The 19062-nt window shown below is 39.2% G+C and carries 10 protein-coding genes and 1 pseudogene; all 11 read left to right on the top strand.

All coding sequences use genetic code 11. The annotated features are described in order from the left end of the window. The first annotated feature begins 105 nt into the window (after positions 1–105). On the top strand, positions 106–3252 hold the full coding sequence (locus tag BGO84_RS13805) for a TonB-dependent receptor (protein ID WP_291030012.1): 3147 nt from the start codon (positions 106–108) through the stop codon (positions 3250–3252). 14 nt (positions 3253–3266) lie between these two features. Then, positions 3267–4949: a RagB/SusD family nutrient uptake outer membrane protein gene (locus BGO84_RS13810; protein ID WP_291030014.1), complete on the top strand. Its 1683-nt coding sequence runs from the start codon at positions 3267–3269 to the stop codon at positions 4947–4949. Between the two features lie 14 nt (positions 4950–4963). Further along, positions 4964–7366, top strand: coding sequence for a sugar-binding domain-containing protein (locus BGO84_RS13815; protein ID WP_291030016.1), 2403 nt, complete (start codon positions 4964–4966; stop codon positions 7364–7366). A gap of 4 nt (positions 7367–7370) precedes the next feature. Beyond that, complete coding sequence (locus BGO84_RS13820) at positions 7371–8342, top strand: ROK family protein (RefSeq protein WP_291030018.1); 972 nt, start codon at positions 7371–7373, stop codon at positions 8340–8342. Positions 8343–8352: 10 nt separating this feature from the next. Then, positions 8353–8931, top strand: coding sequence for an SIS domain-containing protein (locus BGO84_RS13825; RefSeq protein ID WP_291030020.1), 579 nt, complete (start codon positions 8353–8355; stop codon positions 8929–8931). Positions 8932–8956: 25 nt separating this feature from the next. Further along, complete coding sequence (locus tag BGO84_RS13830; protein ID WP_291030022.1) at positions 8957–10537, top strand: hypothetical protein; 1581 nt, start codon at positions 8957–8959, stop codon at positions 10535–10537. A gap of 22 nt (positions 10538–10559) precedes the next feature. Then, complete coding sequence (locus BGO84_RS13835; RefSeq protein ID WP_291030024.1) at positions 10560–12245, top strand: hypothetical protein; 1686 nt, start codon at positions 10560–10562, stop codon at positions 12243–12245. 113 nt (positions 12246–12358) lie between these two features. Then, positions 12359–13480: an MFS transporter gene (locus BGO84_RS13840; protein ID WP_291030067.1), complete on the top strand. Its 1122-nt coding sequence runs from the start codon at positions 12359–12361 to the stop codon at positions 13478–13480. A 57-nt stretch (positions 13481–13537) separates the two neighbouring features. Next, positions 13538–15613: pseudogene (locus tag BGO84_RS13845) on the top strand (glycoside hydrolase family 36 protein). A gap of 164 nt (positions 15614–15777) precedes the next feature. Beyond that, positions 15778–17868: a glycoside hydrolase family 36 protein gene (locus tag BGO84_RS13855; RefSeq protein WP_291030030.1), complete on the top strand. Its 2091-nt coding sequence runs from the start codon at positions 15778–15780 to the stop codon at positions 17866–17868. A 92-nt stretch (positions 17869–17960) separates the two neighbouring features. Beyond that, positions 17961–19049, top strand: coding sequence for an endonuclease/exonuclease/phosphatase family protein (locus BGO84_RS13860; RefSeq protein ID WP_291030032.1), 1089 nt, complete (start codon positions 17961–17963; stop codon positions 19047–19049). The last annotated feature ends 13 nt before the right edge of the window (positions 19050–19062 follow it).

Raw genomic sequence — 19062 nt, forward strand, 5'->3', positions numbered from 1 at the left:
ATAAATCAATGAAAGGAGGAACGACCATGACAGAATAAGCATTGTAAATGCATAAATATTAAAGGCAAATTACATCACTGAAAATAAATTAAATAATCTTTATCAATGAAAAACAAACTTAATTATTATCAAAAGATATTTTTGATAATGTTTATGTCCCTTTTATTCATAAATATTGTACATGCTCAAAACATACTGACAGATGGCAATATAAAAGGATCCGTTTTTGACCAGAAAGGAGAGCCAATTATTGGTGCAACAATAATGAACAATACGACGAAGGTTGGTACAGTTACAGACCTTGATGGATTGTTTACTATTGCCGCACAACCCGGTTCAACGCTAGTTGTATCTTACGTGGGTTTTAAACCGAAGACGATTCAGATAGGAACTGAAAAAGAATATAAAATAATTATAGAAGAAAACGCTTCGCTATTGGATGAAGTCGTTGTTATCGGATATGCCACACAGAAGAAAAAACTTGTAACAGGTGCTACATTACAAGTTGACGGAAACAGAATAAAGGAGTTGCATACTCCAAATCCACTGACTGCTTTGCAAAGTATGTCTCCGGGTATGCAAATTACAAAGACATCAGGAGAACCCGGATCATCATACAAGGTCTATATTCGAGGGATGGGTACAATCGGCAATGCAGATCCACTTTACATTGTGGATGGTGTACCCGGGAATATATCGAATATAAATCCTGCAGATATCAAATCTATAGATGTATTAAAAGATGCTGCATCTGCTGCAATCTATGGAGCTCGTGCTGCAAACGGCGTGGTGCTGATAACAACACATCGTGGAGAAGGAGAAGATAAAGTACGTGTTGCTTACGATACATATATAGGGATTTCAAATGCACCTGATTACAAATGGTACGTTGATGCAACAACACAGGCGATGTTGGATGACGAATACTCAAAAAACACTTACGGATATGGAATTAATTTTTCTCAGATGGTTCCTAATTGGGATAAAGTTCTTTCAGGAGAATGGAAAGGTACAAATTGGTACAAAGAAATAAAGAATAAAAATGCACCCACACAAAACCATTCGGTTACCATTTCCGGAGGGAGCAAAAAATCATCTTATTTTACCAGCTTTTCTTATTCATCTCAGGAAGGCACTCTGGGGAAACCCGTTCAAACGAAGCAAGATAGATATACTTTTCGTCTCAATGCCGATCAAACGATCTTTTCGGCAAAAGGACGTGACATTGTACGCATGGGGGAGACAATCAATTTTATATATGCCAATAAAGATGGTTCTTTAAGCGGAAGGTCTACCGAAGGACTTGGTGCATTGGGCATGATAATGGGGGGAAGCCCGTTTATGCCTATATATGATGACAATGGAGATTATCATGGGCCGATAGCGTATGCTCCATATGCGCCCAATCCTATTGCATATCTTGTCTATAACAGTAATAACAACAAAAAGAATTACCAATTAAATACAAATGCATTCATAACAATCGAGCCTATTAAAAATTTAGTATTTCGCTCAAATTTTGGATTAACAATGGATGCCGAAGAAAGCAGGGCTTATATACCTAAATATAATCTGGCACCTGAATATACAAGCCAAGAAACAAAAGTAAGTCAGGATATTTCATTAGGATTTAGTCGTTTGACATTCGAAAATACGTTGAATTATAAATTCTCATTAGACGAAAACAAGCATAACTTTGATGTGTTGGCTGGTACGAGTGCAGAAAAAGGTGGTTTAGGTTCAAGTATTTCGGGTTTCAATACCAATTCTATTTTCGAAGGGTTTAAATATGCTTACCTTATTAATACTCCAAAAGTGAGTGAAACATCCACTCGCTTAGGTGGCTCACCATGGAGTCGATCAGCATTACTTTCATATTTTGGTCGTGTCAATTACGACTTCAAAGAAACCTATATGTTATCTCTTATTGCGCGTTCGGATGGCTCGTCAAACTTCGCTCCGGGAAAACGTTGGGGATTCTTCCCTTCTGTTTCGGCCGGGTGGGTTATTAGTAATGAGTCCTTTATGGAATCTTTTAAGAGTCATCTCAATATGTTTAAACTGAGAGCAAGTTGGGGACAGAACGGAAATCAGGCGATTTCACCATTCCAGTATCTCGCAAAAATGCGTGTCGGAGGTCAGAACTCAGGAGATTATTCAAGTGTAGAATATAGCTATTATTATCCGGGAGTAGATAAAAACAGTTATACAATTGCTTCATACCCGATTAATCTGCCCAATACGAATATAACTTGGGAAACCTCAGAGCAGTTAAATGTGGGTTTTGATGCTTTATTGCTCAAGAACAGATTATCATTCAACTTCGACTGGTATCGCAAAACAACCAAAGATTGGCTTGTAGCAGCACCAGTTCTTGGTTCATACGGAGCTAATGCTCCCGATATAAACGGAGGAGATATCAGAAATACCGGTGTGGAACTGGCTGTAGTATGGAGAGATCAGATAAGCGATTTCAGCTATGATATAAATGTCAACTGGGCTTATAATAAAAACAGGGTGACTCGTATCGCTAACCAGGAAGGAATTATTCATGGTAGTGCTCGAACTGTAGGAACATGGAGTCCCGAGTTTTACAGAGCGCAGGTAGGATATCCTATCGGTTACTTCTGGGGATTGAAAACCGATGGCGTATTCCAAAATCAGGATGAGATAGATGCTTATCGCAATTCGAAAGGAGAACTCGTTATGCCAAATGCAGTACCGGGCGACATCAAATATGTAAATCAGAACGACGATGGTGAAATCAACGAGCAAGACCGTGTATTTATTGGTGACCCTAACCCTGATGGAATATTTTCATTCTCATTCGGTGGGGCATGGAGAGGTTTTGATTTCCGCGCTTCGTTCTCGGGTGTATATGGTAACCAGATATACGGAGGACAACATGATCCGATGGATCGTTGGCACGGAGAAGGCACATCTAACAAATGGCCAAGACTAGGACAATCGTCTTATACCAACATTGTTTCCGACCTATACTTGCAAGATGGTGACTATATCCGCTTGAATGACCTTACTATTGGTTATGATTTTGCAACCTTGCTAAAGAAACAAAATATCTTTTCTCAAGTACGTCTTTATATTACCGGACAGAATCTAATTACTTGGACAAAATACAAAGGGCTTGATCCCGAAATTGGAGCAGGGCCTACAGGATGGATGAGTGGTATAGATTATGGATTTTATCCAAACTCCCGTACATTCTTATTTGGTCTTAATCTCAAATTTTAAAAATCTAAGGCAAAATGAAAAAGATAATTATAATATTAATTTCTGTTTTTACAGTTAGTTGTTCCGATTTTTTGGATACAGATCAATTAACGCAGAAAGATTCATCAAATTACCCTCAAACTCCTGAAGAAGCATATACGTCTCTTATGGGTGTATATAATGCTTTTGGATCACGTGTGGGTGGGGGCGAAACAGAACATTCTTTTATTGTTCTCAACCTCATGGCAGATGATATGCTGGGAGGTGGAGGGAAAGACGACCTCACTGCTCATGCTATCGATTTGTTCAAGCTTACATCAAGAACGATGTACACCGATCTATGGGAATGTACATGGCGTTCGGTTTATCGGGCAAACTTACTGCTTGGTTCTTTGGATAATATAAAGTGGCCAACTACCGAGTCAAGAAACAAAATAGAGGGTCAGGTACTTTTTTTACGCGCTTTTACCTATTTCCGTCTGTGTTCTATGTTTGGACCCGTACAGCTGATTACTACTCCCGAACCTGTAAACCTTCCTCGTGCTTCGGCAGAGGATGTATATGCACAAATGGGTGCCGATCTGAAGCGAGCAATTGAAATATTACCCGCCACTAAATTTCAGAATATTCCTAAAAGTGAGAATGGATTGGCTACACGTTGGGCTGCCCAGGCTTTAATGGCTCGTATATTTTTATTCTATACTGATTATTATAAGCAAGCCCAAATGGGTGATATTACAAAAGAGCAGGTGGTAGCATGGGTTGACGACTGTATAGCTAACAGTGGACATGATTTGATTCCTGACTTCAGAAACTTGTGGCCATATTCGATTGTAATGTCAGGAAAAACAAAATCTGATTACAAGTACGCAGCGGATAACAATTTAAAATGGATAGGGGAAAATGGAGATAATAACGAAACCATGTTTGCTATCAAATGTTCCACTGCTGCCCAAGGAAATAACTATGATCGTAGAAATACTGTAAACTTGCACTTCGGATTCAGAGGTAATCAGGATTTATTGCCTTTCGGGTCTGGTTGGGGAAAAGGACCTGTCAACAGTAAATTCTATAACGAATGGCCTAATAATGATCTACGCAAACGCGGTTCGGTTCTCGATGTGTCTGATGCAACACACGAAGGCGAAGGTTCTACCTCAAAATATAAATGGGGGCAAGCTTACCAATGGAATGAAACGGGTTATTGGTCAAAGAAATATATGCCGGTGAATGTGTATGACGACAAAGGAAATATTGTATCATACAGTTCTATCTTATGGAATATGCCAAATGATCCTCAGTTTAATAGCACTCAGGATATAGTGCTTATCCGTTTTGCTGACCTCCTTTTAATGGGTGCGGAGTTAGGTGGTTCTAAAGCTCAAGAATATATGGATCGGGTACGTAAACGTGTAGATCTACCATCAGTTCCGGCAACATTGGAAAATATCAAGAATGAGCGTAAATACGAACTAGCATTCGAAGGTATAAGATGGCTCGACGTATTAAGATGGGGAGATGCTGAATCTACTGTTAACGGAATGAACGGTATAACCTTGAAGAATAATAGCCAGAATGCTACCTATAAGATAAAATTCCGAGCCGAAACCGGAGGATTCTTACCTATTCCGGAAGCCGAAATAACATTGTCTAATGGAGTCTTGACTCAAACACCGGGTTGGAATACCAATGATGCTATGTTGCAACCGGGTGAATAAGAAAGAGAAGAATTATGACTATAATTAAATATCGATTATTAATCTTATTGACTTCAGCCCTATTTCTGGGAAATATAACGGCCTTGTCCGGGAATATTTCTTTGAATGGGAAATGGCAGCTCTCGTACTGGAAACAGCCTTCTAAGCCGGTTGTTACTCCACAAGCTATCAATGATATGCAAGTGGAAAAAATAGACGCTTCTGTTCCCGGAAATGTTGAATTAGACTTGATGGCTGCGTGCTTGATCCCCGACCCTATGATAGGTAGTAATGTGAATACATTACGAAAGTATGAAAACTATCAATGGTGTTACACAAAAACATTCGAAGCTCCATTAGTCCAAGAAGGTCAACGGGTCGAATTGTTTTTTGGAGGAATAGATTGTCTTGCTGATATCTGGCTCAACGGAGAGAAAGTGGGAGAGGCTGCAAATATGTTAATCGAGCATAAATATGACGTGACAGATTTTCTGAAAAGAGGAGAAAATACTTTGCAAGTAATTATCCGTTCGGCTGTTATGGAAGCTCAGAAACATACACTTGGTACGATTAGTATTGGTAATTTTCCGGCAGAGGAGGCTGTTTATATTCGAAAGGCTCCGCACATGTATGGATGGGATATTATGCCGCGTTTGGTCAGTGCCGGATTGTGGAGAGATGTTGAACTTCGGGTACTCAATCCTACTCGTCTCAAAGATGTAAATTGGATGACCATCAACATCGATACAACGGCTCATACTGCACGTATTTTTACAGATGTACAGATGGTTATCCCCTTTGATAAGTTTGACAAAGTGAAGGCTCAATTTACCCTTCGCCGTAAAGGGAAAATCGTATATCAGAATTCGCAGATTGTAAGCACTCCGGCTTTTCGTCATATATTCGAACTTAAGAATGTTGATTTCTGGTGGCCTAGGGGCTACGGTGAAGCTGTGCTCTACGATGCAAGTGTGCAATTGATAGATTCGGATGGAAAAGAGCTGGATGTCAACAATTGTAAAATTGGGGTTCGCACTGTAAAGCTGGATATGGATGATATAAATCTTCCCGGAAAACCCGGACAATTTCGATTCATCGTTAATAATGAACCGATCTTTATTCATGGCACTAACTGGGTACCAATGGATGCATTGCATAGCAGAGATAAATCTCACTTGAATACGATGATTGATATGGCCGTAGACATCAATTGCAACATGATTCGCTGTTGGGGTGGCAATGTATATGAAGATACCGACTTTTTTGATCTTTGTGATCAAAATGGAATTCTTGTATGGCAAGATTTCGGTATGGGGTGTACATTCTATCCACAGCGTGATGATTTTGCAAGGATGATTGAAGAAGAGGTTACGTCTGTTGTGCTTAAGTTTCGAAATCATGCTTCTTTGATTCTCTGGTCGGGCAATAATGAGAACGATTTGGCTATGCGTTGGACGCTGCAACCACTGAATATCAATCCAAATAAGGATGTGATAACTCGTGAAGTTATTGCTAGAGTACTCTATGAATTTGATCCCACACGACCTTATATACCAAGTTCTCCATATTACAGTCAAGCAGTATGGGAACATGGCGGTGGTGACGAATTATTACCCGAGAATCATCTCTGGGGGCCACGAGGATACTATAAAGAACCATATTATACAAAGGCAGCCTGTTGTTTTGTTAGCGAAATAGGGTATCATGGATGTCCGAATGTCGAAAGTCTAAACAAAATGATGACTAAGGAAGGTGTTTACCCTTGGACTAAAGACAAAGAATGGAACGATGAGTGGGTTACAAAGTCGACACGTCGGTTCACTTCTCAAGGAAAAACTTTCGATCGCAACAATCTAATGTTGAATCAGGTGAATTTGCTTTTTGGCGAAATACCAACCAAACTTGACGATTTTGTTTTTGCATCACAGGCAGTGCAGGCCGAGGCTATGAAGTTTTTTGTAGAGTTGTGGCGTGGGCAGAAATTTAGTCCTAAAACAGGAATAGTGTGGTGGAATCTTCGTGATGGCTGGCCAATAATTTCGGATGCTATCGTAGATTACTACAACTCAAAGAAAATGGCGTATTATTTCATTAAAAATGCACAAACAGACCTTTGTGTACTCATAAATGATCCTGTAGATAATGGCTATCCTTTGATTGTTGCCAATGACACCCGTAATCTGCAAAAGGGACAGGTGATTGTGTCTGACATGGCATCTAATAAAGAAATATACAAAGGAAATTTCGAGGTTTCGGCAAATGGTATGAACAAGATAGCTTCATTACCTCTGCAAAAAGGGCAAGGGGTACTTCTCATCAAATATAAAGTGGGGCAAAAAGAATATAGCAATCATTATTTATATGGAGAAGCTCCTTTCAATTTGCAGGAATATAAAAAGTTATTAAAAAAGACAGGATTGTATCCTAGTATTAAATAGGAATATGAAAGATAATTTATTAGGAATTGATATAGGGGGCACTAAATGTGCCATCGTTTACGGAAAAAGAATAGGCTCTGATTTGCAGATAGTTGATAAAACAAAAATAGAGACTACTACAGTTGAAGAAACGATCAGAAATATAATGAGTGAAGCAAAAAGAATGATGGCACGCTTCAATCTTACCGCTCAAACAGTCCGTGCTGTAGGTATTAGCTGTGGCGGACCGCTCGACAGTAAGTCGGGAACAGTAATGTCCCCACCTAATTTGCCGGGCTGGGATAATATACCTATCGTGAAAATCATTGAGGAAGAGCTTGGTGTAAGAGCCGGATTACAGAATGACGCCAATGCGTGTGCATTAGCCGAGTGGAAGTTCGGTGCCGGGAGGGGAACTCAAAATATGATTTTTCTGACATGTGGAACAGGACTTGGTGCGGGAATAATTCTTAATGGTTCTTTATATTCGGGAACGAACGACAATGCCGGAGAAGTTGGGCATATTCGTTTAACAGATGACGGACCGATAGGGTACGGAAAAGAAGGCTCTTTTGAAGGATATGCCAGTGGTGGCGGAATAGCTCAATTGGCTCGTAGTTTAGCTGCAGAAGAGATAAAAAAAGGAGGCCATGTTTCATGGTGCCCATCTCTCGATGATATGGAAAATATAAATGCGAAGCTCATTGCAGAAGCTGCCGGAGCAGGAGACAAACTTGCCCTGAAGGTGTACGAAACATCAGCTACTTATTTAGGGAAAGGTCTTGCTATGCTAATCGATATTCTAAATCCGGAGCTTATCGCTATAGGCAGTATATATGCCCGCAACAAGGATATGATGGAACCTTATGTCTTGGATCAGGTATCGAAAGAAGCTCTGGAAGGAGCAAGAGATGTTTGCAAGATAGTTCCTGCGGCTCTTGGCGAAAATATTGGAGATTATGCTGCTCTTTCTATAGCTGCCAATCTAATCGATTAAAAACGATATTATGAAAAATTTGATAAGAGAAAGCTCGCAAGCAATATTAAAGGAGGTCGATAGTTTTTGGAGCAATCCTGAAACAATAGAAGTTATTGAACGGGCTGCGATATTACTCTCCGATTCATTGAAGAAGGGGTATAAAATTATTAGCTGTGGTAATGGAGGATCTCTTTGCGATGCTACGCATTTTGCAGAAGAATTGACGGGACGCTATCGTAAAAACAGAACGTCTTTACCAGCCATTTCAATAAATGATCCGGCATACATAACATGTGTTGGAAATGACTTTTCGTTCGACGAAATATATTCCCGCTATGTTGAAGGTGTGGGATGCGAAGGGGATGTATTATTGGCTATCAGTACAAGTGGTAACTCTAGCAATATAGTGAAGGCAGTTGAAAGTGCTCATCTAAAAAAAATGAAAGTTTTAGCACTAACCTCTACCGGCGATAATCGTCTCTCTGCATTGAGTGATATTGTAATTGCTGCACCGAAAGTTGATTTTTCCGACCGGGTGCAAGAGATACATATTCAAGTAATACATATTTTGATTCAAGCGATAGAAAAACAACTAGGTTTTGAATAATTGGATTTTATAAAAAAGTTAATCAATGAAAACACTGAAATATTTCAAACAAATATTTGTTATTGTGCTTCTTTTTAGCATGATGACTATTTCTAGTGCCTGTTCCAATATAGATGAAGGTTATAACCGTATTCCATCCAATTTTTACCCCACTCAGGTAAAAGAATCTACAGGTGTGAAATTGGTAGGGATAGGAGTCGAACTAGATCCTCATTTCTTCTCACAAAACTTAACCCGTCCAGAAGACGGATCTAAGGCTGAAGATTGGAACATTGTAAAAGAGCGTGTAAAGAAAATGGGTATCCAAAATTTCCGGGTAATGGTACAACCGCATTGGTGGGAACCGCTAAATGATAATGATGACCCGAATGTTGCGGATATGAGCAAGTTTACTTTCGATTCGCAGGAAATGCAATCATTATATAAAGTACTGGAATTAATACAGGAAAATAATGGAGAAGTAACACTTGTGCTATGGGGATGTCCTGTAAACATGGATTTGATAGCAGGAACACCAACAGGGAAGCATTTTCTTTGCGATAGCAGACCGAATGCTCCGTGGGTATGCGGAACGGATAAGTATGAAGAATTTGCCGAAAACTTCTCGGTATTAGTCAAATATCTGATCGAAACGAAAGGTTTTACATGTGTAAAAGCAGTAACTCCATTCAACGAGCCTGATAGCCATACCCCCAATTACGGCAGAACGATGTGGCAAGGAGAGCCTGACAGCCATCCCGATCAGTATGCACCTATGGTAAAGGCTTTGGATGCAAAATTTAAGGCAATGGGACTTAGGGATAAAGTAGAGTTCAATCTATCTGACAATACAGATGGTAGCCCTAACTATTTAAAATCATGTGCAGAAGCTCTACAAGCAGAAACAAATTTACTGAATACTCATACTTATAAGTTTGGATACACTACTTCGAATGCCGATATCGTTAATTGGGAAAAAAATAATGTGACTCTATCGAGCGGGAAGAAACACTTTGTAGGGGAGTTTGGATCTAATCAAACTTCGGGTTCTTCACGTCAGTTAGATATCGATAAGTACGAACGAGGAGTCCTCCTGACTCGTATTGCTATCAACTTACTTAACGGAGGTGCTGCAGGTGTAAGTTACTGGTCGTTGATAGATCAATACTATAGCAGAAATGGAAGTTATTCGGAAATGCAACAGCTCGGCCTATGGAAATATGTAAAAAAAGCATATGAGCCTGATCCGGAAATTTATAATGCAATAAAGGAAGACTATGAGGTCAGACCTCATTACTATGCATATAGTCTGTTGACTCGTTTCATCAAAAAAAATGCAGAAGTATTTCCATTAGATTTAAACGAAAATCTTGTTGCCGGAACAGCCATTCTGAATGAAAATAATAAATGGGTTTACATTTTTGCAAATGGCTCGGAGCACAATAAACCTGTAGAAATTATCAATGACAAGTCTCAGGCAAATGGAGAATATGAGGTTTACAAATATGTAGAAGGAAATCTTCCTACCGGGGATAATCTCATTCAATCTACAGAAACTATAAATATTAAGGATAAAACTTCGCTTAGTATTGCGCGCTCTAGTGTCTTAATATTAGTTCAAAAATAAACAGTAATTAAAGCCTAATAAAATGAATAAGTTTAAATTATTAATATTATTGGTTTCGCTAACTTGCTTCTGGAGTTGCGATGATGTGACTGAGTATGATTTATCATTTGGTATATCCGGCGTTGTTATACCTAAATATGAAGAAGGTATCCAAGGAACGGAAGTTAAAATAGAAGGACGGGGTTTTCAGTCTACCGACCACCTGCATTTACGTCCGTTACTGAAACCTCTGGACGGTTCTTTTGATATAGATGTTGAAATAAAAGAGGTTACATCTTCTTATCTCTCATTCTTGTTTCCTCTCAATGCAAAAGAGAGTGGCTATTCCTTAGTTCTTGTCAGAGGCGACAAAGAGATATCACTGGGTAGTATGCAGCAATGGTTACCTAAGGGATGGGTCGCAGATATAAATTTGCGTAATACACTTAAAGTAATCGGGCCTCAGCTATTTGATGCTCAGGATAGTTTGAAGCTTTCTGTAGCAGCCGATTTCGAATTCGAAAATGGAACGTTGAATATTTCGGGTAAAGGAATTACTAATTTGAGTGGTTTAGAGAAATTCCCTAAATTGAAAACTCTTTGGGCTACAGATAATAATCTTGGCAACATTGAACTAGTGGGAATGGATGGTATTGTCAGCATCTTTGCATGGAGTAGCAATATTACAAGTATGAATATACAGTCTAAAACATTGCAAACTTTATACATGGGCAATAATCCTCTCACAGAACTAGACTTGAGCAAATGTCCGGCATTACTAAACATTGTATTGGATAATATCAAATTCCGTAAATTAGATATCAGCAACTGCATGTGTTTTGGTTCGTTCGATAATTTCAAGTTCGACTTCGATACAAATCAGGAATGTCAGTTACTAGTGAGCAATATCTGGTTCTGGCACATGGATATGTTCAACAGATCGAGTGCTGTAAGAACAGCAGGTCTTTCGGGAGTGAAGGTAACTACAATAGGTCTTGACAAAGAAGTTGTATTTGATAAAATTAATTGGACTAATGCAGGTACAGCATCCATGCCGGATGCAAATCTGCGTGCCATAATGAAAGGTTATTGTCCTCAGGCTTTCAGTGGGAATGACATCATAATCAGTGAAGCCAGAAATGCTAAGTTACCAACCAATCTGGCTAATAAGCTCGATCTTTCGGACAAAAATATTACATCTTTAGATGGTTTGAAATACTTCGATGATGTTTGGTATCTGGTATGTGATAACAATAACATAAGTGAGATTGATATGACAGGCTGGTACAATCTAACAACGATATCAGCGAAAAATGCAGGACTAACTTCTTTCAAAACGAAGGATCAACCATGGTTGAGAGATATAGATCTAATTAACAATACTTCATTGAAATATATTGACATGCGGGGTATTTCATTACTTAGTAACTATAATATTCGTTTCATTGCTACAGGATGTCCGATAGAGTATCTTGATCTACGTAATGGTTATGCTTGGTCTACATGGGGACAAAGTGGTGATAAGTTGGCATTCGACTTTACAGCCGATACATCTAAATCACGGACGCTGAAAGTAGAAACCGCAGAAAACGGAGGGTGGAGTAGTGTTTGGAACTCAGGTGTAAACCCGATTCAGAAAGCAATTGATGCAGGTGTTCGTGTAGAGTACTATAACTGGACAAATGCGGCTACGGGCAACTATGGAGAGTTATTAAAAACGGTCAACTAAACAGGATTATTAAACACAGTAAGCTATCCCGGATTAGGGTTCGGGGTAGCTTTAATCAAACGAATTTGTAAAGGATGAAAAATAATACTTCCGCCATAAAGATATTATCAGTGATGTTTGGCTTTTTCATCATGGGATTTGTAGATATCATAGGGATTTCTACTAATTACGTAAAAAATGACTTTAGTCATCTTACCGATTCCATGGTAAATCTGGTATCACTATCCTGTTTTTTGTGGTTTCTTATCTTATCTATCCCCACGGGGATGCTGATGAATAAGATAGGCCGAAAAAAAACAGTGTTAATTAGTTTTGGATTCCATGTATTAGCTATGTGCTTGCCTCTGGCAACCTATGACTTCACCACTGTTCTAATTATGTTTGGGCTGATAGGGATTGGCAATACATTGCTACAAGTATCGCTCAACCCGCTCGTGGCAGACGTAGTAGGCTCGGGCAAACTAACAGGCACTCTTACTTTAGGTCAATTTGTGAAAGCGATAAGCTCCTTTGTAGGACCTATTCTCGCAGCGTCGGTAGTCGGTACTACACTGGGATGGAGAATGATATTTCCGATATATGCGGCTCTTTCTCTTCTTGCTTTTATTTGGTTGAGCTTAACCAAGATCGAAGATAAGCGAAATGACGATTCTAATATTTCAATTAAAAATACTCTTGAACTTTTCAAGGATAAGTATATTGTAGCCTTTTTTATCGGAATATTGGTGTTAGTGGGTGTTGATGTAGGAATGAACATGACATTTCCTAAGTTATTGATGGAAAAGGCCGGGCTTTCAGTAGAAGATGCAGGTATGGGCAACAGTGTATATTTTCTGTCTCGTACCGTGGGAGCATTCTTAGGGGGTATATTGTTGATGAAGAGCTCCGAGTCGAAGTTTTTTACCTACAGTGTGTGGATAGGATTAGTAGGACTGCTTTTACTGTGCTTCAATACGAATGTTTGGATAACGCTGGCTTGTGTTGCAATATTTGGTTTAGGTTATGCCAATTTATTTTCTATCATATTTTCGTTGGCATTAAAACGCATTCCTGAGAAAGCAAACGAAATATCGGCTCTGCTGATTGTCGGAGTTTCGGGTGGTGCTATACTGCCTCCTGTGCTTGGCGTTGTTACCGATATTTTCAAGACGCAGATATCTGCCATTGTTCTCATCGCTGCTATATGGTGCTACTTATTGTGGCTAATAAGCATTGTCAGAAAAACAAGTAAATAAAAACATTGAAACCTATATTAAAGCATTGCAGATTTCTTGTAATAAAATAAAAGTTCTATGATAAAAAATATTTGCAGTAAAGCAATCATCACGTTTCTTATTTTCATCTGTGCGACAATGAGTTCTCGCGGGCAAACTGTTACTAAGATGACCAAAACACCGGTAAATGTAGAAAATCAGATATCAACACTATTTGCCAAAGGTAAAACTCCTCCGTTTTCGTTTGTATACGGTGGTGTTTCTTCAAAAGAATTTATTCGCAAATGGAAACATACTATTGAGAAACAAAAGACAGAAGAATCGGGAGTTGTCAGATATCTTGCTACTTATACCGAAGCCGAGACAGGGCTGAAAGTTGAATGTGAAATAAAAGGATATCCGGCTTTCAAGGCTTTGGAATGGACGATTCATTTCACAAATATGGCTGCTGCCAATTCGAAAAATCTGAAACAGGTAAAAGCCATAGATATGGAGATGGATTATCCTGTCGAAGGCAATTTTAATCTACATTATGCAGATGGTAATCATATATCCAAATACGACTTTCATCCTCGTACGCTTACGTTAAAGCCCGGTGAAAGTAAATTGATGGAGCCAATAAACGGGCGTTCATCCGAAGGCGATTATCTGCCAATATTCAATATCGAATCAGCTTCATCCCAAGGTGTTTTTGTGGGCATCGGGTGGAGTGGTAGCTGGTATGCAGATATCAGCTGTAAAAATCAAAAAAGAATATCCATAGAGTCGGGAATGAAAACGATGGATCTCTACTTGTATGGAAAAGAAAGTATACGCACGCCAAGCATTACACTAATGTACTGGAACGGCGACGACCGAATGGAGGGACACAATCAGTTTCGTCGCTTTGTGCTGAATCATAAGACACATAAAATAAATGGAAAAAATGCTCCTTATCCATTAGCTACAGGCTTCAATTATAAAGACCCTGCTCCTTATACTGAGTATTCGGGTTTGACTGAAGAATACGCAGTTGCGATGATGAAACGTTACAAGCAATTCAACATTATGCCTGAAGTATTCTGGTTAGATGCCGGATGGAATACCGGAGCTGCAGACTGGGAAAAGGGTAAAAGTTGGGCTAACACAGTTGGTAACTGGACGGTAGATACAACACGATTTCCTCGTGGATTAAAGCCGATCTCGGAAGAAGCGCATAAGCTAGGAGCAAAATTTATGGTGTGGTTCGAACCCGAACGAGTAATCAGAGGTACACAATGGGCTGTAGAGCACCCCGAATGGATGCTGGATATCCCGGAACATAACGATGATACCTATCTCATGTTTGATCTCGGAAACACTGACGCTTGCGACTGGCTGTGTAAATATATCGGAGACATGATAGAAGAAAACGGAGTAGATCATTATCGTCAGGATTTTAATATGCATCCCGATATTTATTGGGCTGCGAACGAAGAAGAAGGACGAGTAGGGATGAAAGAAATACGCCACATCGAAAATTTGTATAAGTTTTGGGACTATCTGCTCAAGCGTTTCCCTAATTTGTTTATAGATAATTGTGCCAGTGGAGGAAAACGGATCGATATGGAAACTATTCCTAGGAGTGCACCTCTATGGCGAAGCGATTACTATCATTACGATGATCCTGATGGCTATCAATGTCATACTTATGGATTGAACTTTTTCCTTACTCTGCATGGTACCGGAATTTTACAGACCGACCCGTATGCGTTCCGTTCAAGCATGAGCACCTGTTTGACCTGCAACTGGAAAATAACAGACAAAAGTTTTTCGATATATGAAATGCAAGCCCGATTAAATGAATTTCAAGATATTCGCCCTTATTACTACGAGGATTATTATCCATTAACGGGGATAGACGATACAACTCTCGATAATATCTGGTTGGCATATCAACTCAACCGACCTTCTGATAACAGCGGGGTTATAGTTGCTTTCCGTCGAAAGGCTTGAGAGAAAAACACTATTGAAGTGAAACTCTCCGGCATCAAACCCGAAAAGAAATATAAAGTAACAGATCTGGATAAAAACGAATCCATTATTATATCGGGAAGAGAGCTTGCCGATAGATTTGTCTTGACTTTGGATAAGCCAAATCAATCGCTGCTGATAAAATATAAGGCAGTGGAGTAGGGCAGATATATGAAAAGCAGAATACTTTATCTATAATAATACTAGAATAGCTTTTAACTGATAGTATAGAAAAAGTGACAGAAATAAAAAGTGTAAAAAGGTGTTACTTTTGTCACCTTTTATCAATGATGTTTTGATAATCAATAAATTGATAAAAATATATAATGAAAAAAAACATAGTTTATCTAATCCTACTGTTATTGGGATCTTTGTCTGTCGCAGGGCAGTCGACGGTACAAATAACAGGTAATAAAAATGATATCGGCAAATGGATTTCCGCTAATTTCAGAAAGGGAGTTACTCCTCCATTTTCGTTTGTATATGGCGGAAAACATTCGGGCACATTCATTAAGAATTGGAGCTATAGTGTGAAAAATATTGCGGAAAGTGACCCTTCCGTTATTAAGCGTATCTATTCTTACAAAGACCCGGTGTCGGGACTCACTGTAGAATGCGAAGTAAAAGGCTTCAATGCTTATAACGCCGTAGAATGGGTGCTTCGTTTTGTGAATACAGGAAATAAGAATACTCCCGAGATCTCATCGGTGAATGCCTCTGATATTACATTCACATATAAAGAGGGCGGAGCCTTGAAAATGCATTATGCGGATGGTAGCCATGTGTCAAAAGAAGACTTTCATCAAAGGCTAAAAGTGATGCAGCCTCACGACAGCCTGTATATGGAGCCATACGGAGGGCGTTCTTCTCAGAATGCTTTTCCGTTCTTTAATATGCAAGCACCCAAAGGGCAGGGAGGCGTATTGGCAGCCATAGGATGGACTGGAACATGGTTTGCCAAAGTAAAGGCAGAGACGAGCAAGAGTACAAATCTGAAATCGGGTATGGTAAATCTTAAAACATACCTTTATCCAAAAGAGAGTATCCGCACACCAAAAGTATGCTTATTGTTTTGGAACGGTGAGAACCGCTTTGTAGGACACAACGCCTTCCGGCGACTTGTTCTCGAACATTATACATGCAAACAGAATGGTAAGCCTACGGTATATCCCGTATCTACCAGCTTCAATTACGGAGATCCTGCTCCATGTAATGAATATACATGCATGACAGAGGATTATGCTATTGCTCTTATCAAGCGCTATGCACAATATAAACTGGTACCTGATGTTTTCTGGCTTGATGCAGGGTGGTATATTAAAGCTGCAGATGTTGCCGGTAAAAAAAACTGGGCTAACACTGTCGGTAACTGGACTATCGATCCTGAAAGATTTCCTCGTGGATTTCGCCCTATAGCGGATGAGGTACACAAACAAGGGGCTAAATTTATGGTATGGTTTGAACCCGAACGTGTGATGAAGAATTCGGATTGGGCGAATCAATACCCGCAATGGATGCTCGATGCAAAAGGATCAGTGAAGCAAGAAGAATGGCAGAAAGATGGTGATCATGATGCTGTACTTTTCAATTTGGGAAATGCGGAAGCTTGTAAATGGCTTGGAAAATTTATAGGTGATTTTATGGAAACGAACGGAATAGATTATTATCGTCAGGATTTTAATATCGAACCGGCCGGCTTCTGGTATAATAATGATGAGGAAGGACGACGTGGTATTTGCGAGATACGCTACATCGAGGGTCTTTATAAATTCTGGGAATATTTATTGAATAGGTTTCCGAATACAATAATTGATAATTGTGCAAGTGGCGGACGTCGTATCGACTTGGAAAGTATATCCAGAAGTGCCGCATTGTGGCGTACAGACTATAATTATGGCGAACCTAACGGATCTCAATGTCATACTTACGGACTCGAACTCTATTTACCTCTACATGGTACAGGTATTCAGCAGGCTGACTCCTATACCTTCCGCTCAGGATTGGGAACATCTGTTATTTATAACTGGAAAGTAACAGAAGGAAACTACAATGTAGTTGATATGCGCAACAAACAGGCTGAGTTTAACGAAGTACGTCCTTACTTTTATGAAGATTATTATCCATTAAGTGGATCGGGTGATGTGGATATTACAGCCGATAATATATGGATGGTATACCAATTATATCGCCCGTCCGATGACAGCGGTTATATCGTTGGATTTCGTAGAGCTAATTCTCCCGACCAAACTTATCAGGTAAAGTTGCAAGGGTTAAAGTTGGATAGAGAATATACATTAACAAATAAAGATACAGGAGCTGTCCTTGTGAAAAAGGGAAGTGAGCTTGCCAAAGGCTTCGAGATTACGTTAGATCAACCTCGCTCTAGCCTTTTAATGAAGATTGAAATAAAGCCTTAATATTTATTGCAAAAGATAGTACCGGAATAATTGTTATTTGATAATGATTCATGATGGTACTATCTTTTTATTTCTAATTAAAGAATACTACTATGTATAAGAAGTTCTCTTCAATATGTAAAATGCTATTAATCTCTTTATTGCCCTTTTTTTTCTTATCGAATACTTATTGTTCAAAATCAATTAAACCTGATACCGGTAAAGAAGAAAAAAGGAAAACAATCGAGCTTACTCTGTTACAGCTTAATATTTGGGTAGAATGTACCAAAGTGCCCAATGCGGTTCAGGGACTAATAGATCAGATAGCAGGATTGAAACCCGATGTCGCCACATTCTGTGAATTGTATAAAGGGGAGGAAGATGATCCCGTTATGCCTCAATTGATAGACGCGTTAAAAAAACAAGGGCTTAATTATTATAGTGCGCGTATAGATGGTAGAGCTATTATAAGCAAATATCCGATTGTAGAACAGCAGCGGATCAACAAATGGCAGTTTAAGGCTGTGCTGAATGTAGACGGTAAACGTGTTGCGGTTTATCCCGCCCATTCCGAGTATAGATACTACACTTGCTACTACCCGAGAGGTTATAACGATGGCAGTAAAGACTGGAATAAATTAAACTCGCCTATTACTGATGTGGCTACAATATTGAAAGTATGTAACCTTTCGGGACGTATAGAGTCTGCTCAAGACTTTATAAATGATGCTAAAACCGAAATGAGCAAAGGTGGATTAGTTATTTATGCCGGAGATTTCAACGAACCGTCTCATCTCGATTGGCAAGCTGGAACAGCTAATTTATTCGATCATAATGGATGCGTGGTAAATTGGGGTGTATCGTCTTTATTATATGAGAATGGATTTAAAGATGCATACCGAGAGACATATCCCGATGTAGTAAAATACCCGGGATTTACATTTCCGGCTAACAATAAAGATGTTGTCCCGAATGCTATTACTTGGACTCCAGATGCAGATGAGCGAGAACGTATTGATTTTGTATACTATTATCCAGATAAACGGTTGACGGTAAAAAGAGCAGCGTTATTTGGACCAAAAGGCTATATAGTAAGGGGAAAGAGAAATGAGGATAAAACAAAAGATCGGGTTATTAAACCATTCAAGGATGTTTGGCCGACTGACCACAAAGGAGTTTTTATTACTTTCGAAATAAAATAGACTTTAATATTTA

Origin of the sequence: Dysgonomonas sp. 37-18 (assembly GCF_001899125.1) — a bacterium.
GTDB lineage: Bacteria > Bacteroidota > Bacteroidia > Bacteroidales > Dysgonomonadaceae > Dysgonomonas.

Bases quoted from the DNA above. Each gene is read 5' to 3' on its own strand.
- BGO84_RS13805 (WP_291030012.1), top strand. From the start codon at position 106: ATGAAAAACAAACTTAATTATTATCAAAAGATATTTTTGATAATGTTT.
- BGO84_RS13810 (WP_291030014.1), top strand. From the start codon at position 3,267: ATGAAAAAGATAATTATAATATTAATTTCTGTTTTTACAGTTAGTTGT.
- BGO84_RS13815 (WP_291030016.1), top strand. From the start codon at position 4,964: ATGACTATAATTAAATATCGATTATTAATCTTATTGACTTCAGCCCTA.
- BGO84_RS13820 (WP_291030018.1), top strand. From the start codon at position 7,371: ATGAAAGATAATTTATTAGGAATTGATATAGGGGGCACTAAATGTGCC.
- BGO84_RS13825 (WP_291030020.1), top strand. From the start codon at position 8,353: ATGAAAAATTTGATAAGAGAAAGCTCGCAAGCAATATTAAAGGAGGTC.
- BGO84_RS13830 (WP_291030022.1), top strand. From the start codon at position 8,957: ATGAAAACACTGAAATATTTCAAACAAATATTTGTTATTGTGCTTCTT.
- BGO84_RS13835 (WP_291030024.1), top strand. From the start codon at position 10,560: ATGAATAAGTTTAAATTATTAATATTATTGGTTTCGCTAACTTGCTTC.
- BGO84_RS13840 (WP_291030067.1), top strand. From the start codon at position 12,359: ATGTTTGGCTTTTTCATCATGGGATTTGTAGATATCATAGGGATTTCT.
- BGO84_RS13855 (WP_291030030.1), top strand. From the start codon at position 15,778: ATGAAAAAAAACATAGTTTATCTAATCCTACTGTTATTGGGATCTTTG.
- BGO84_RS13860 (WP_291030032.1), top strand. From the start codon at position 17,961: ATGTATAAGAAGTTCTCTTCAATATGTAAAATGCTATTAATCTCTTTA.